General features: G+C 39.4%; 17 protein-coding genes. 8 read left to right on the top strand and 9 right to left on the bottom strand.

What is annotated here, in order from left to right:
- Positions 1-32: 32 nt before the first annotated feature.
- Positions 33-1,265, bottom strand: coding sequence for a phosphoglycerate dehydrogenase (serA, locus tag AC1M9N_RS08260; RefSeq protein ID WP_035264273.1), 1,233 nt, complete (start codon positions 1,263-1,265; stop codon positions 33-35).
- Between the two features lie 352 nt (positions 1,266-1,617).
- Between serA and AC1M9N_RS08255 the strand changes: the two genes are divergently transcribed.
- The 3 genes from AC1M9N_RS08255 (at position 1,618) to AC1M9N_RS08245 (ending at position 4,129) form a co-directional block, all read left to right on the top strand.
- The gene (locus AC1M9N_RS08255; protein ID WP_481954573.1) at positions 1,618-3,027 is read left to right on the top strand and encodes an FAD-binding oxidoreductase; all 1,410 of its coding nucleotides are present in this window, start codon (positions 1,618-1,620) and stop codon (positions 3,025-3,027) included.
- A 77-nt stretch (positions 3,028-3,104) separates the two neighbouring features.
- Entirely contained in the window at positions 3,105-3,533 is a 429-nt protein-coding gene (locus tag AC1M9N_RS08250; RefSeq protein WP_092766682.1) for a hypothetical protein, read from the top strand.
- A gap of 224 nt (positions 3,534-3,757) precedes the next feature.
- On the top strand, positions 3,758-4,129 hold the full coding sequence (locus tag AC1M9N_RS08245) for a hypothetical protein (protein WP_481954601.1): 372 nt from the start codon (positions 3,758-3,760) through the stop codon (positions 4,127-4,129).
- 61 nt (positions 4,130-4,190) lie between these two features.
- Here the strand turns inward: AC1M9N_RS08245 and AC1M9N_RS08240 are convergent, their stop codons facing one another.
- Positions 4,191-4,919, bottom strand: a complete 729-nt coding sequence (locus AC1M9N_RS08240) for a YoaK family protein (protein WP_481954572.1) — start codon at positions 4,917-4,919, stop codon at positions 4,191-4,193.
- 305 nt (positions 4,920-5,224) lie between these two features.
- Here AC1M9N_RS08240 and AC1M9N_RS08235 point away from each other — a divergent pair, with 305 nt between their 5' ends.
- Together AC1M9N_RS08235 and craA are read left to right on the top strand one after the other, a co-directional pair.
- Positions 5,225-6,106 carry a pirin family protein gene (locus AC1M9N_RS08235; protein WP_481954571.1) on the top strand — a complete coding sequence of 294 codons (882 nt, stop codon included), beginning with the start codon at positions 5,225-5,227 and terminating at the stop codon, positions 6,104-6,106.
- A gap of 171 nt (positions 6,107-6,277) precedes the next feature.
- A complete protein-coding gene (gene craA / locus AC1M9N_RS08230) occupies positions 6,278-7,501 on the top strand; it encodes a chloramphenicol efflux MFS transporter CraA (protein ID WP_481954570.1) in 1,224 nt (407 codons plus the stop codon).
- Between the two features lie 29 nt (positions 7,502-7,530).
- On the opposite strand, the gene AC1M9N_RS08225 is transcribed toward craA, so the two are convergent.
- The 4 genes from AC1M9N_RS08225 to AC1M9N_RS08210 all read right to left on the bottom strand — a co-directional run bounded on the left by AC1M9N_RS08225 (position 7,531) and on the right by AC1M9N_RS08210 (position 10,668).
- Complete coding sequence (locus AC1M9N_RS08225; protein WP_179998758.1) at positions 7,531-7,821, bottom strand: DUF3817 domain-containing protein; 291 nt, start codon at positions 7,819-7,821, stop codon at positions 7,531-7,533.
- A gap of 266 nt (positions 7,822-8,087) precedes the next feature.
- Positions 8,088-8,666 (bottom strand): superoxide dismutase family protein, encoded by a 579-nt coding sequence (gene sodC, locus AC1M9N_RS08220; protein ID WP_035264260.1) that lies wholly within the window; start codon positions 8,664-8,666, stop codon positions 8,088-8,090.
- Positions 8,667-8,787: 121 nt separating this feature from the next.
- Positions 8,788-9,897: an AI-2E family transporter gene (locus AC1M9N_RS08215; protein WP_035264258.1), complete on the bottom strand. Its 1,110-nt coding sequence runs from the start codon at positions 9,895-9,897 to the stop codon at positions 8,788-8,790.
- A gap of 126 nt (positions 9,898-10,023) precedes the next feature.
- Complete coding sequence (locus AC1M9N_RS08210) at positions 10,024-10,668, bottom strand: ParA family protein (protein ID WP_481592254.1); 645 nt, start codon at positions 10,666-10,668, stop codon at positions 10,024-10,026.
- A 132-nt stretch (positions 10,669-10,800) separates the two neighbouring features.
- On the opposite strand from AC1M9N_RS08210, the gene AC1M9N_RS08205 reads away from it, so the two are divergent.
- On the top strand, positions 10,801-11,268 hold the full coding sequence (locus tag AC1M9N_RS08205) for a Holliday junction resolvase-like protein (RefSeq protein WP_481610892.1): 468 nt from the start codon (positions 10,801-10,803) through the stop codon (positions 11,266-11,268).
- A 31-nt stretch (positions 11,269-11,299) separates the two neighbouring features.
- Here the strand turns inward: AC1M9N_RS08205 and AC1M9N_RS08200 are convergent, their stop codons facing one another.
- Complete coding sequence (locus AC1M9N_RS08200) at positions 11,300-11,932, bottom strand: class I SAM-dependent methyltransferase (protein ID WP_481610893.1); 633 nt, start codon at positions 11,930-11,932, stop codon at positions 11,300-11,302.
- 241 nt (positions 11,933-12,173) lie between these two features.
- Here AC1M9N_RS08200 and AC1M9N_RS08195 point away from each other — a divergent pair, with 241 nt between their 5' ends.
- Positions 12,174-12,743, top strand: coding sequence for a hypothetical protein (locus AC1M9N_RS08195; RefSeq protein ID WP_481610083.1), 570 nt, complete (start codon positions 12,174-12,176; stop codon positions 12,741-12,743).
- Between the two features lie 78 nt (positions 12,744-12,821).
- Positions 12,822-13,259 (top strand): protease inhibitor I42 family protein, encoded by a 438-nt coding sequence (locus tag AC1M9N_RS08190; protein ID WP_481610894.1) that lies wholly within the window; start codon positions 12,822-12,824, stop codon positions 13,257-13,259.
- A 49-nt stretch (positions 13,260-13,308) separates the two neighbouring features.
- On the opposite strand, the gene AC1M9N_RS08185 is transcribed toward AC1M9N_RS08190, so the two are convergent.
- The gene (locus tag AC1M9N_RS08185; protein ID WP_481592251.1) at positions 13,309-13,884 is read right to left on the bottom strand and encodes a hypothetical protein; all 576 of its coding nucleotides are present in this window, start codon (positions 13,882-13,884) and stop codon (positions 13,309-13,311) included.
- Positions 13,885-13,937: 53 nt separating this feature from the next.
- Positions 13,938-14,711, bottom strand: a complete 774-nt coding sequence (locus AC1M9N_RS08180; protein WP_481610060.1) for a class I SAM-dependent methyltransferase — start codon at positions 14,709-14,711, stop codon at positions 13,938-13,940.
- Positions 14,712-14,814: the final 103 nt, after the last annotated feature.

The following is a 14,814-nucleotide window of genomic DNA, read 5'->3' as shown; positions in this document are numbered from 1 at the left end:
AAAAAGCTGTGGTTTTCCAAATGTATTAGAGATTAGAACAATACGCGAGCGCGGATTGTACCTTCTACGTTATGAAGTGTATCAAGTGCTTCAGCAGAAGCTGTAGCATCAACGTCCATGACTAAATAACCCACATCACCTTTGGTCATAAGAGACTGACCAGAGATGTTAATCCCGTGTTCAGCAAACAGGTTGTTAATTTTAGACAACACGCCTGGAATGTTTTTGTGAATGTGAAGTAAACGGTGTTTACCTTCAGTCAATGGAAGCGCAATTTCAGGGAAGTTAACTGCTGACAATGTCATACCTTTGTCAGAGTAAGCAACGAATTTCTCTGCAACTTCTAGACCGATGTTTGCTTGAGCTTCCATCGTAGAACCACCCACGTGCGGTGTTAAAATCACGTTCGGGATATTACGTAGTGGAGAGATAAACTCTTCACCGTTCGCTTTAGGCTCTTTCGGGAATACGTCAACAGCAGCACCAGCCAAATGACCTGATTTCAGAGCATCAGCTAAATCTTCAATCACTACACATGTACCACGTGCAGCATTGATGAAGATTGAACCTTGTTTCATCTGAGCAAATTGCTCTTTGGTCATGAAATTACGTGTAGAAGGGACATCTGGCACGTGTAGTGATACAACATCAGCATTGGCAAGAAGTTCGCCCATTGAGCCAACTTGGCGAGCATTACCTAAAGGTAATTTTGTTACTGTATCAAAGTAAATCACTTTCATACCCATGCTTTCAGCAAGTACAGAAAGTTGTGAACCAATTGAACCGTAACCCACAATACCTAAAGTTTTACCACGTGTTTCAAATGAACCTACTGCAGATTTGTTCCAACCACCTGCATGTGTATCTGTAGATTTTTCAGGTACACGACGAAGGAGAAGAATAGCTTCAGCTAATACAAGTTCAGCAACAGAACGAGTATTTGAGTATGGTGCGTTGAACACTGGAATACCACGGCTCATCGCAGCATTCAAGTTCACTTGGTTTGTACCAATACAAAAACAACCGACCGCGATCAATTTATTCGCAGCTTCAAAAACTTCTTCAGTTAATTGTGTGCGCGAACGAATACCGATGAAGTGAGCATCTTTAATCGCTTCTTTCAGCGCTTCACCTTCAAGCGCAGTTTTACGATAGTCGATGTTGGTGTATCCAGCAGCATTCAAAGTGTCGATTGCGTTTTGGTGAACGCCTTCTAACAATAGGAAACGAATTTTATCTTTAGGCAAAGAGAGATGTTGGCTCATTACGGCTCCGCTACAAAGGCCAAATTTAGTGGCAGTATGATAGCATACGTGAGCGTGCTATATACATTTCCTTTATGACTTGAGCTATGGATATTTTTGCAAGATATAGTCCTTATCAGACAAACTGCGGTTGAATTAACTGCATCATATCTAAGTAACATTCGCAAAATGTCTGATTTTATCGGGGTTTCATGGGAAAATGCTTTATAATGCACAATCGTGAAATTGACTCATCCAGTCGTGGTGATATTTTCTTCACATTCGCTTAACAAATACGCTTTTAAAATCTTGATTAAAGGTTTGTTTTTTAAGCAATCTACAACTTGTATCTTTCTTGCTAGGTCTGCAAACGATGAATGCTCCAGTTGCTTTAACCCCAGAGTTATTGACTCAATTAACGTCAATTGTTGGTGAAAACCGTATCAAAACTGATACGGACAGCCTACAAAATTGGGGACGCGATCACACTAAACATTTTGATCCAAACCCATCAGTCATCGTTTTTCCTTCGACGACTGAACAAGTTCAGGCAATTGTGAAACTAGCAAACCAATTTAATGTTGCTGTGACACCGTCAGGTGGTCGTACTGGTCTTTCTGCAGGGGCTGTCGCTGCCAACGGTGAAATCGTGGTCAGCATGGACAAGATGAACCAAATTTTGGAATTCTTCCCAGCAGACCGTATGGTGCGTGTGCAAGCAGGTGTGGTGACTGAGCAACTTCAGAACTATGCTGAAGAACAAGGTATGTATTATCCAGTTGATTTCGCTTCAGCTGGTTCATCACAAATCGGCGGTAACATCGGTACTAATGCAGGCGGTATTAAAGTCATTAAATACGGTATGACACGTAACTGGGTACTCGGTCTTACTGTGGTCACTGGTAAAGGTGATGTGCTGCGTTTAAACAAAGGCATGATCAAGAATGCGACAGGTTATGCGTTGCAACACTTATTTATTGGTGGTGAAGGTACGTTAGGCTTAGTGACCGAAGCGGAAATTAAACTTGAGCGTCAACCACAAGATTTGCAAGTGATGGTGCTCGGTGTACCTGACTTTGATGCCGTGATGCCAGTTCTTCACGCGTTCCAAGCGAAAATTGATTTAACTGCGTTCGAGTTCTTCGGTGAACTTGCGATGCAAAAAGTATTGGCAAATGGTCACGTGCAACGTCCATTTGAAACCGAATGCCCATTTTATGTATTGCTTGAGTTTGAAGCGCCATTTGAGCCAATTATGGACAAGGCAATGGAAATCTTTGGGCATTGTATGGAACAAGGTTGGGTACTTGATGGCGTGCTTAGTCAAAGCTTAGACCAAGTAGAAAGCTTATGGCGTCTGCGTGAAGATATTTCTGAGTCAATCGCACCATTTATCCCATACAAAAATGATATTTCAGTGCTCATCACACACGTACCTGCATTCATTAAAGAAATTGATGCAATTGTTGCCGACAATTATCCTGACTTTGAAATTTGCTGGTTTGGTCATATTGGCGATGGTAACTTGCACTTAAATATCTTAAAGCCTGAAAATTTAACCAAAGATGAATTCTTTGCGAAATGTCAGGTGGTGAACAAGTATGTATTTGATACTGTGAAAAAGTATGATGGTTCAATTTCTGCGGAACATGGTGTGGGTATGACGAAGAAGCCATATCTTGAGTACACACGTTCAGCTGAAGAAATTGAATATATGAAAGCACTCAAACAAGTATTTGATCCAAATGGGATTATGAATCCAGGTAAATTATTTGATTTGTGAAACAAAATCTATCTATAAATAAGGTCTAAAAAACAGCATGCTTGTCATGCTGTTTTTTTATTTCATGAGAAATTTTAATGTTAAAAAGAATAATTTTTCTAAGTGCAATTGCACTTTCACTTAATGCATGTATAGGTCAAAAACAGTCGAATGAGATCAATACTAAAAATCATAATTCTGTAACTGGTCAAGTAGAAACGTCGAAACAAAATGCCAATTCTGTTCAAAACTCTCCTTTAGATCAAGTGTATCGGAAAATTCAAAGCTTTGAAGATATGAGAACAGTAGATTTACAACAGGAATTCGATACACCTGAATCTGGAAAATCTCATGCAAAAGTAACTGTCACCTATGGTGGACTAGCGGATGACTCTGTTTCTGCACAACGTGAAACTTACCAATTTGAATACATTAATAGTGAGTGGAAAGAAATATCAAAAGATGAAACTTGGAAATGTGGTCGTGGACCAGATACTACAAACTTTCATAATAAATTATGCCCTTAAAAATTTACTTTCGAAATTTTCCATAAAATTGTTACGAGCGTCATTTGAACTGTTTAAATTCAAAAATGTAGCATCAATATGCTGCATTTTTTATTCGTATTTCTCGTTCTATTAATCATTTTTAATGTGCTTTAGAAAAAATAACATACATATCTGTTCTTTTTTGTCACAACAGTTCAGAACATCATATGTAAAAGATCAATGGCGAACTGAGTAAAACAATGATGATGAAAGTAATGACCACAGTTGGTCTAGTTAGTATGATGCTCACGGGGTGTGCTACTACGAAAAATGTTATTTCTAAAGTACATGGGAATGACACTCCTTTAGAGCAAGTCTTGAAGCTACATCCTGAATTACGCAATGAGCTTGCGACTGTTGAATTACGTCAGTATTTTAATCGTGCCGAAGCACCGACCGTAGCCGAAGTCAAAGTGACACAAACAGGCTTGATGGATGACTCAATTGCTGCCGAGCGCTTTATCTATAGTTTTAAATTGAACGATGGTAAATGGCAGCAAGTTAATAAGAAAACGGAATACAAATGTGTGCGAGGAAAAAATACAAAATCTTTCCAAACTGCGCTTTGTCCATGACATCAGACCAGAAATTCGGTTTAAAAAGGCATAATGAGTTATGCCTTTTTTATTGCATGCATTATTGAGTCGAATAAGGATGAGTAGACGAGAAGCGCCACTCACGATAGCAAATATAGCCCATCGCTAAAATGGGAAAAATCATACATAAGAAGCCAAACAACATATAAGTAATCGCACCTAATATTGCACCTGAACTGAAGGATAAAATAGTCGGTAAGATTTTTAGAATATTTTGTTTGGCAACTTGTTTGCGTTCTTCTGATACATGAGGCGCCCCATAAGCAATAGTACAATCAATGGTCAGTTGAGCAAGATTGCCCGTCATTAAGGTTGAGGTAGCCATTGTAGATAGTAACGTTCGGATAATGGCATTTCGAATTCCCATTGCAGCAATGCCCAATGTTGCGGTAAGTATTGCGCCAAATTCAGCCAAAGTATAAAACGGGCTGAAATTAAGTCCCGCCAGCATGAAGAGCGTTAACAGTATTGTCTCTGCAATAAAGAACCCAAGTAAGATGTTCGGATATTTGTCTTTCCAACGTTGTTCACACCATGCGGTAATACCAATCGTAAATACGAAAATGCCAATAAAAAGAGCCCACAGTCCTAATCCTCCCAGGATCGTTTCTTTGCCTGCAGTCACGATATAGCCAGTAACATGATTGGTATAAATGCCAAATAATGAAATAAATCCAACGGTATTTAGCCAACCACCGACGAGAGATAGAATCGAAGCTTCATGATGATGTCGCCAGCGATTTTTAATTGGTATGTAGCATTTTGACATAGTTCTAAAAGCTCAAGGTGTACTGAGAGATTACATCGACAAAACAAGTGTTTTATTGAGTCTGCAGATCCTTTGCTTTGTGGAATTAGTCCACATGAACATTAAGTAATTAAAAGTTTCATATTGATCACTGGTGAATGTTCAGATTAGATGATTTCTAACATTTTATATGTTTCAAATTGCATCAAATTTTGATGACAAAAATATTTCAATTGATAAAACACAACTGAAAGCATCATAAAATTAACGTAGAGGGAAATCTAAAACCACATTAAACTAAAGTCATTCAATAAATAAGATAAAAAATGAAAACACTCGCTTTTATCCATCGTAACGACAGTCATTTTTCAGTTGGTGACTTTAATCCGGTTGTGTCTGTTTTTTCACACTATGAACTGGGAAATACAGTATCCCCATTTTTGCTTCTCGATCATATTGGTCCCGGTACGTTGAAACCCTCTCAACTGCGTAAAGGTGTTGAAGAACATCCACATCGTGGATTTGAGACAGTCACGTTCGTGTATGAAGGTGAGTTAGAGCATTGGGATTCGCAAGGTGGTGGAGGTGTTATTCAGAAAGGTGATATACAGTGGATGACTGCTGCATCAGGCATTATTCATAAAGAAAAATTTAGTGAGTCATTTTCCCGAGAAGGTGGACGATTTGAAATGATTCAGCTGTGGGTGAATTTGCCAGCAACTGCAAAAAAATCGAATCCGCGTTATCAAAGCTTACTCAAATCTAATATCCCGGTTGTAGAGTTAGTTCATGATGCGGGTACTGTGCGTGTCATTGCTGGAGCCTTTATGCAAGTGAAAGGACCAGCATTAGTCCATAGTCCTTTGCTGGTTTTGGATTTGGATTTAAAAGCAGGTCACACACTCATATTACCAGCAGGACATTTGGATACCACACTGATGTATATGCGCCGTGGTAAAGTTGAATTTGGTACAGATGATGAATTACTGACTGATCAGGGAATGGCAGTATTTTCAAGTCATGGTGAAAACGTTGAATTCACCACATTGTCTGATAGCAAAATTTTATATCTCATGGGACAGCCACTAAATGAACCTTTAGTCGGGCGTGGTTTTTATGTCATGAATACGCAAGATGAGATTGTTGAAGCGATTGAGGAAATGAAGCATGGTACTTTTTTGAAAAGTCATGCAATTGATGCCAAATGATGTGAATGTTTGGGTGAGAAATTGATTTAAGATAAAGGCTAAATTTTCGTTTAATTTTCAGACTTTCTTTCTCAATTCAGGGTTACAAAAACGCAAAACTTTGTCATGGCATTGTGATGCATTTCACGTAAACTACGCTTCCAAAAAATATTCAAACATGTGAAAAAAAACATGCAAAAGGTGAGTAAAGCAACCTTAAGTCGGGCAACAATTATGTTTCCTTTGGCATTGGTGCTCTTCGAATTTTCAGTCTATATCTGTAATGATCTTGTACAACCTGCGATCCTTACGATTACACGTGAGTTTGGTGTAGGCAGTGAGTGGGCGCCATCATCCATGTCTTTCTTTTTATTGGGTGGAGCATGTTTGGCGTGGTTTTTAGGTCCGTTATCAGATCGCTTAGGTCGTAAAAAAGTACTCCTTGGAGGTGTTTTCTTTTTTGTGGTCTGTTGTTTGCTCATTTTATTCACCCAGTCTATAGAGCAATTTCTTGCATTTCGTTTTTTACAAGGGATTGGGCTGACCATTATTTCAGCTGTGGGTTATGCTGCCATCCAAGAAATTTTTGAGGAAAGAGATGCGATTAAAGTCATGGCTTTAATGGCGAATATTTCATTGATCGCACCATTACTTGGTCCTGTGCTCGGCGCATTTATGATAGACCATGTGTCTTGGCATTGGGGTTTCATTGGGATTGCCTTTTTAGCAGCCTTAAGTTGGTTTGGTCTTAAAGCAAAAATGCCTGAGCAGCATTTGAGTATTCCTAAGCAACCATTAAGCTATGTATGGGATGACTTCAAAGCCATTTTTAAAAATAAAAAATTTATGGGCTTGGCTTTGTCAGTACCCATGGTCTCAATTCCACTGATTTTGTGGATCGCTATGTCACCTGTAATTTTGGTCGAACAGCTCGGTCTGACCAATATGCAATATGGCTATGCACAGGTGCCTGTATTGGGTGGTTTAATTATTGGAAATATAGTCTTGATTCGCGTCATTGATCGCTATGCGGTAGGAAAGACCGTGCTAGTTGCATTGCCGTTGATGTTGGTTGGAACGCTTATTGTTTTGGCAGGTGTGATTTGGCAGGATTATTTGTTATGGTGCTTAATTATCGGTATGACCTTAATCAGTTTTGGTGAGGGCTGCAGTTTTTCTGTGCTTTATCGTTTCAGTTTAGATGCATCTGAGGTATCTAAAGGAACTGTTGCTGCCGCAGTAGGTATGATTATGATGATTGCATTCTTTGTTGTGATCGAAATTGTACGCATTATGTATGAATCTTACGGCACGATGGCATATGCATTGGCTTGTTTTATCCTTATTGCACTGTGGTTTAGTGCTCCAAGAAAAATTGTTCATCAGATCATGCAAGAAAGAGCCACTTCAGCATAAAAAAATCCTCCTTGTGGAGGATTTTTTAATCATTGTATTTGTTCGAGATGTTTGAGTTTACGATCAAAAATAAAAGGGGCAAAGGGTAGAACGGAAGCTATCAGCCCAAGAATAAATACATTGATAGACCACTTTTGCTTCTCGCATACCACAAATAATACGACTAAAAACAACACAAATAGAACGCCATGTCCCATGCCAATATATTTCACATAAATAGGCTGATCTAACATATATTTCATTGGCATGGCAAAAAAAAGCAGTAGTAGGAATGAAATCCCTTCAAGTAAACCAATAATACGTAAGGACTTAATATTCATTCTAAACCCCACAAAAGAAGACATCCTATTTCACCTAATCGTTGTTGTAGCAAAGTTAGAATCTATGTGGACTAGATCGCATTGTTTAAGGGAAATATAATTTATAATAATCGTTTTTTATGATAGTAGATTTAAAAATAAGCTAATATGTCAATCATGTCTATAAAGATGGATATGAAGTGATACTCACAACATTTTATAGATCATCAGCGAAATAAAAAAGGACTAAGCTAGAGCTTAATCCTTTGATGAGTCTTGGGTGTAGTTTAGCGTATAACACCACATGCTACACGATCACCCCCACCACCTAGTGGTTTAGGTTGGTCTGAATAATTGTCACCACCTGCATGTACCATGATGGATAGACCTTGAATATCTGCAAGTGTAAGACGTGGTGCAATCACTTGTGTTTTTGCATTACCTGACGCGTCAACGTTCAATACAGGTAAGTCACCTAGATGACCATCGTTTGGCGTACCATGCCCAGGCGCTTGATTTGGATTGTAATGTCCACCAGCGGCAAGCGCAGCACCCATTTTTCCATCTTTTTCAGCAGGCTCACATGAGCCTTTTTCATGGATATGGAACCCGTGATATCCAGGTGATAATTTAGTTAAGTCCGTTGTGATCACAAGACCTTTGTCACTATCTTGGAAGCTAATCGTTCCAATTTGATCATGAACTCCTTGAGCACTCACCGCATTTACAGGAATGGTTTGGATTTTAGTGTTGGATTCTTTGGATGCAGATGTATTTTGCGTTGCTGCACATCCCACAAAGCCTAAACTCAGCAATGCACTGAGCATAGAAACTTTGAATGCTGAAACTTTCGATTGCATTTGCATGCTGTTCTATCCTTGTTCCATGTAAGTGATAACGCATTGAAACAAATTTGGCATTTAGCAACAAGAACGATTTAAGTATTTGATTGTATAGATTTCTTATCAGTAAAAAATAAAACACCACTTATGAGAGTGGTGTTTCATTGTCTTGATCGTAGGCCATCGTGGCTTTAGGCACGGGTTCTGGTTCCAGTGTTTCATGTAACCATTCACGCCAAATGGCTAAAAGAATGGCGAGAATTACAGGACCAATAAAGAGTCCAACTAAACCAAAGCTCGCTAAACCACCCAATACACCAAACATGATCAATAAGAACGGAATTTGAGTAGCACCTGAAATGACCAAAGGACGAATGACATTATCGGCTGTACTCACCACACAAACGCCCCAAGCCATTACGCCAATCGCCTCAACGGTCTGACCTTGTGAAAATAACCACAGTGAAACAGCACCATATGCCACTGGAGGACCAAAAGGAATTAGCGCCATGATAAAGGTCATAATGGTTAAAAGCATTGGATTTGGAACACCAGCAACGTAATAGCTGATTCCTGCCAATATCGACTGTGCAACGGCAGTCAAACCAACACCATATACCACTGCACGCGTTGTTTCAGAGATCGTGTCGATATAATGTTGGATACGTGGACCAATGACTTTCTCCATCGCTTTACTGACCTGTTGAACAATCGTTTGTCCATCACGGTAAAAGAAAAAGAGAGAGAGCATGGCAAAACCAAGTTTGACTAAATTTTTGGTAATTTCGCTAATCACGAATTTACCGTAATTTAGATGTCCTTGAATCCATACACTAATATTACTAAAAAGTGCATTTGGGTCGGCATTGATGTCACGTACAATTCGAGAAACTTCTTTACCTACAATGGGTAACTCACGTATCACGTCAGGAACGGTGATATGACCAGAAGCCAGTTGGCGCTGTAAATCAAAGAATAAGTTTCGGCCTTCATGTTGAAGTAAGAAGATAGCAAAGGTGAACGGTAAACCGACAACGAGTGCCAATAAGAACGTCATAACAGACGCACCCAATGTAGGTCGATTACCACACCAAGCGAGAATACGTTTGTATAAAGGCCAAGTCATATAGGCGATAATACAAGCCCATAACACAGGTACGATAAAGTATTTGACAATGTCATATCCCAAATAAAGCAGAATAAAAAACAAGCCAAATAAAAGTACACGCTGTAAAGTTGGATTAAAATCTTGCACTAAAGTCTCTGATCTATATTCTTGATTTTCAAACGTATCTGCCGCACATCTGATTCATTTCGAGTATGCATTTAACATCATATATGAAAATGAAAAAAAAGTGCGATGACAATCTGTATTCTTTATTTAGAACCAATCACTTGGATCATCAATTAAAACATCTAACAAGGGTTGCCATTGTTGTTGTATTGATAAATAAGTTTTTTGATTTTTATCAAAAATATTGAGACCCTGCATCGCCAATTGACCATAAGCTGTTCGTTCAGAAATCCAAGCAACAGGTTGTTGTTCAATCTTGGCAAAGAACTGTTGGATCTCTTGAGCACTCTGACTATTTGGTTTGACACGATTTGCCACCAAATGAACTTGAACTTTACCTTTCCGAATACGTTTAATGTCATGAATGTGTTTTAAGAAACGACGCGTGCTGTCGATATCAAAAAAAGAAGGTTGCAGAGGTGTGACCACTGCATGACATTCTGCAATTAATTGTTCTGCATGTTCGCCTGTTAATGCACCTGGAGCATCAATAATCAGATAATCAAGATTCTTCGGTGCATCACCAATCGATTTTTCATGGCGCCAATCTAAACTTTGAATGTGTGTTGCTGATTTTGGGCGCTGCTTTAACCATTGCAATGCAGATTTTTGATTGTCCGCATCCGCCAATGCAACTTTATAACCTTTCTGTGCGAGTGCTGTCGCCAGTGTAATCGCAGAAATTGTTTTTCCACAGCCACCTTTTTGGTTGGCAATCAGTATCGTTTTCATGAGTTTAAAATTATACATGCTTCAAATAAGGTCTGATCTTAGCTTAGCATTAAAATCAGCCAAAACGCGCATACATGACAAAAGTTTAGTTCTTGTTTAAATTGTCCGCATAACAAGTCATAGAGAACGTCAATGTCCATTTGGATGGCAATGTTAATAGGCGCCTGTATTGGCGTGGTAATCACCACAATGATGTTGAGCTCAACCCGCAATGGCCGTATCAAAGCAGAATATGAACAATATATTGCAGAGCTTGAACTTGAGCATCAACACGCATTAGCTGCTGCTCAAAAACGCAGTGTAAATACCAGTCGTGCGGTGCTGAAAGGTAAAATGGCTGAACAATTAGCACCGATTATGCCTGAATTTCAATATTTACCCAGTGATGCTAAATTCTTAGGTGATCCTGTCGACTATGTGGTATTTGATGGATATACAGATTTCCGTGATGGTGATGGCGTAGCAGAAGATATTGAAGTTGTACTGATTGATATTAAAAGTGGTGGAGCACGGCTCACCAAAGGTCAGATGGCAATTGCGAATGCAATTGCCGAAGGGCGTGTGCGTTTTGAGACGATCCGTATCGACTTTCAAGACTAGCTTGGATCAATAATCCACTACTTAGAAGTGATCAGTTGGTTTTAGTCGCGCGAGCAAGCATCATGCGACGACCTACTTTGGGCACTTCTTCTGCTTCGAAATAATCGAGTTCAGAAATCTCAAAGCCAGCATCAAGCAGTGCTTGCTCGATATTTCTGTTCAAATGACAACCATCAGCAATCACTTTCTGTACTGGCGTTAAAAGATCTTGAAGACGCTTTAAACTCTTTTGCTGTTGTGCATCGTAAGCGACATGTTCAACCAAATGCAAAGTGCCACCGATGCGTAATACACGTTTAATTTCATGTAAAACTTGTTGAACATGACTCACACTACATAATGTCCATGTGCTGACGACATGTTGAATAGATTGATCTTCAAATGGTAAATTTTCCGCTTTAGCATGAACATGTTCCACATGGAACGGTGCATTTTGAATACGTTGTTCAGCTAATTTGTATACATCTAGGCTCGGTTCAAGCGCATAGAGACTGCCCACAGCTTGATAAAATGGCAGGTTAATTCCTGTACCAAAACCGATTTCTAATACCTCACCTTGAATCGGAAGTAGAAGACGGCGTCTGCTATCCATCATACTTGGTAACTGCATGACTTGATTCAGAATATGCGGGAATACTCGTTGCTGATAAAATTTATAAATCATTTTTGTTCTTAACATCTTCCATTATTCGATTATTTTACACGTTCAATAAACTTTTAACAGTAGACAAAATTGTGACTAAAGCACGATAGATTGTTACTGTTCATCAATTTCCTTTTCAGAATGAAGTTTTAAGATAGATCATATAGATTTAGGTTAAATACAATTCAGTCGGATGTTGTCCATAGTAGATGTATGTGCTGCTGTTGAGTTGTTTTTGACACTTAGAAAGAAGGATGGATGTCTGTTGAAAAAGTTAGTTCTCGCATTATGTATCGCCCTTGGTGGTGTTTCGGCTTATAGCTCTGCCAGTGTGAAGTCGAGCGACTTTAATATTGCCAATGGTTTACCCCCAGCTTCGGCAGATCAAAAAATTTCGGTATTGGAACCTTTTGAAGGGGAATTTCGTATTCTTGGTTCGAAAGAATATACCGATGATCCGCAAGCCCAATTTTCACCCATCGACTATGCAGTGACCCGCGGTATTTTCACAGAACCTGAAATTGCACGACAAATTTCGATTAATCAGTATGACCGCTATTTAAATTGGAAAATGGCAAAACCACCGATTCACCCACGCTTAGCAACACAGTTGGTGAGTAACATGCACATTATCCCGGCTAATCCACAAATTGCGAAAGAAATTAAGAAAGTTCAACGTGGTGATCTGGTGCGCCTAGAAGGGGAATTGGTGCAAATCAATGCCAAAGATTTGGTGTGGAAGTCAGCTTTGGATTGGAATGGTATCGGCGATGGTGCATGCAAATTAATTCGCGTCGAATCAATTGAATGGTTAGAAAAGCGAAATATTTAAATATGATTTGAGATTGATGAGTTTGAAATGATTTTCAGCTCAAAGTTTTGATCATTAGATAAATGAGAGTGTGGGATCATGAGCGTTGGCAAGACATCCTTATGGATAAGTTTATGTATTGGCGTACTCGGGAGTAGTCTTGCCGCATGTCAAAATCCAGTCTCTGAAGTGCAAGCGGAGTCCCATCACTATACTGATCAGCAAAATTGTCCTGCACTATTGGTGATGAAAGTGGGTGAAACCTTAGAATTTAATGCAGCAGAAAATCCAAGTACGGGTTATCAATGGCAAATTATGCAACCGCTTCATCTCTTTAAAGTTGAAGAACAATATTTGGCGACTGAAAAATCAAAAGCGATGGTAGGCCTTGGAGGTGAAAAGACAGTGAAGCTGACTGCGCTAAAGCCTGGTCAGGAACTCATTGAATTGGCGTATGTGCGACCTTGGGAAGTTGCTCAAGACCGTACTCAAACAGATGCCCCAACATCGTGGCAATGTCGAGTACGTATTTCTTAAGCAGGCAGAAGACTGTTTCTAAAATTGTGCTGTACTTTTACTATGTACGCTATTGTTCTTTCGTGACACTAGTATTTTGACTCCAATGTTGGAGTTGGGCTTTCGCAGTATAATAATCACTCATATTTCGAATTGCATCTTTAGGATTTCGAAGCTCATCTTCGGGAGACTGTTCGAGCTCTTGATAGACCTCAATCTGATTTTCCCAGTATTGATAAAATAAGCCTTGAATATATCTACCTTGTTCCGTCTTAAGATCTAATTCTTTCAACATATTGAGGGAGGACTGAATGAGATCTCGTTTACGCTGAAACTCCATATCCGCATTTAAATTGCCATCTGCTTTTAATTGCTGAAGTTCTGCGTCTAGCTCATCACTTAATTGCTCAAAACTTTGATCATATTGATTCAGCAAAGCAACGTCATGTGCGTCATTTGGAGTGGATTCAAACGATTTGATCGGCTGTGCTTCAATTTGTGTTTTCAATTCAACAGATGGATCAACGGATTCTTTTTGTTCGGTCTGAGGGTTTTGTTCTGTTTTTTGGCATCCAATGAGCATGAAAGGCATACTCAAGCAGAGTGCAAATATCGAAAGTCGAATAGGGTGAAGATTTGCCGTCATGAGAGTCAATCCTCTGTTGGTTTTTTTAATGAATGATCGAGATTAAGTTTAGTTTATCGCGCACGATAGTGATAGGCATAAGTGATATAAGGAAAGGAAACTTCATCATGGAGCATGAGTCCCGTATGTTCAAATACGATCGATTCAAATGCTGTCTTCATTTTTGCTTGGTCTGCCGCTGACATTGCCGCAATAAAACTGGTAGATAAGAGTCGTTTGCTGATGACCTGTTCAACACTGCCGACTTGATGCTGAGTGAAGGTGCTTAAACTTTGGAATTCAAATAATTCTTGCTGCTGAAATACATTTTGCCATTGGTTGCTATGAAAGCGTGGCGTATCGGACTCAAAAGGTGCGATGTAATCTGCCAATGCTTTGACCCAATCCACTGAGATATCTCGTTGGTTCCAGACTAGACCTAAATGCCCTTGGGGTTTAAGAAGGCGATGCATTTCTTGCAATGTTTGTCGTTCAGCAAACCAATGAAATGACTGTGCGCATAAAATAGCATCAACACTATGCGTTGATTGCGCAATTTGATGGCTTGATGCTTGTAGTGTCTTCACCTCAGGATGTACTATTTTCAATTGTTCGAGCATTGCTGGAATCGGTTCAACGGCGATTATGTTCGAGGTGACTTGTTTTAGATAGTGCAGGAATTTTCCTGTCCCTGATCCTAAGTCAATCGCAACTGCATCAGGATGAAGATTCAATTCATCTTTCAACCACGTAACGATAGCCTGTGGATAATTTGGTCGGACTTGTTGATAAAGTTCAGCCGCAGAACTAAACCCATTTTCAGCAGCAGGATGAAGTGAATGTGTCATATTTTGCGCTTTTTAATCTGAACAGTATCTATAAAATATGACACCGACAATGTGATGTAAGCAAGTGAACGATTGATTCATTTTGCAAACCAGATGATGAGAA

This window comes from Acinetobacter sp. ANC_7655 (genome assembly GCF_056784015.1).
This window is presented reverse-complemented; position numbering and strand designations above follow the sequence as displayed.

Coding starts and splice junctions, on each gene's coding strand:
- AC1M9N_RS08185 (WP_481592251.1), bottom strand. CDS start 13,884: ATGACGGCAAATCTTCACCCTATTCGACTTTCGATATTTGCACTCTGC.
- craA (WP_481954570.1), top strand. CDS start 6,278: ATGCAAAAGGTGAGTAAAGCAACCTTAAGTCGGGCAACAATTATGTTT.
- AC1M9N_RS08235 (WP_481954571.1), top strand. CDS start 5,225: ATGAAAACACTCGCTTTTATCCATCGTAACGACAGTCATTTTTCAGTT.
- AC1M9N_RS08250 (WP_092766682.1), top strand. CDS start 3,105: ATGTTAAAAAGAATAATTTTTCTAAGTGCAATTGCACTTTCACTTAAT.
- AC1M9N_RS08200 (WP_481610893.1), bottom strand. CDS start 11,932: ATGATTTATAAATTTTATCAGCAACGAGTATTCCCGCATATTCTGAAT.
- AC1M9N_RS08210 (WP_481592254.1), bottom strand. CDS start 10,668: ATGAAAACGATACTGATTGCCAACCAAAAAGGTGGCTGTGGAAAAACA.
- AC1M9N_RS08190 (WP_481610894.1), top strand. CDS start 12,822: ATGAGCGTTGGCAAGACATCCTTATGGATAAGTTTATGTATTGGCGTA.
- serA (WP_035264273.1), bottom strand. CDS start 1,265: ATGAGCCAACATCTCTCTTTGCCTAAAGATAAAATTCGTTTCCTATTG.
- AC1M9N_RS08245 (WP_481954601.1), top strand. CDS start 3,758: ATGATGAAAGTAATGACCACAGTTGGTCTAGTTAGTATGATGCTCACG.
- AC1M9N_RS08205 (WP_481610892.1), top strand. CDS start 10,801: ATGTCCATTTGGATGGCAATGTTAATAGGCGCCTGTATTGGCGTGGTA.
- AC1M9N_RS08240 (WP_481954572.1), bottom strand. CDS start 4,919: ATGTCAAAATGCTACATACCAATTAAAAATCGCTGGCGACATCATCAT.
- AC1M9N_RS08180 (WP_481610060.1), bottom strand. CDS start 14,711: ATGACACATTCACTTCATCCTGCTGCTGAAAATGGGTTTAGTTCTGCG.
- AC1M9N_RS08225 (WP_179998758.1), bottom strand. CDS start 7,821: ATGAATATTAAGTCCTTACGTATTATTGGTTTACTTGAAGGGATTTCA.
- sodC (WP_035264260.1), bottom strand. CDS start 8,666: ATGCAAATGCAATCGAAAGTTTCAGCATTCAAAGTTTCTATGCTCAGT.
- AC1M9N_RS08255 (WP_481954573.1), top strand. CDS start 1,618: ATGAATGCTCCAGTTGCTTTAACCCCAGAGTTATTGACTCAATTAACG.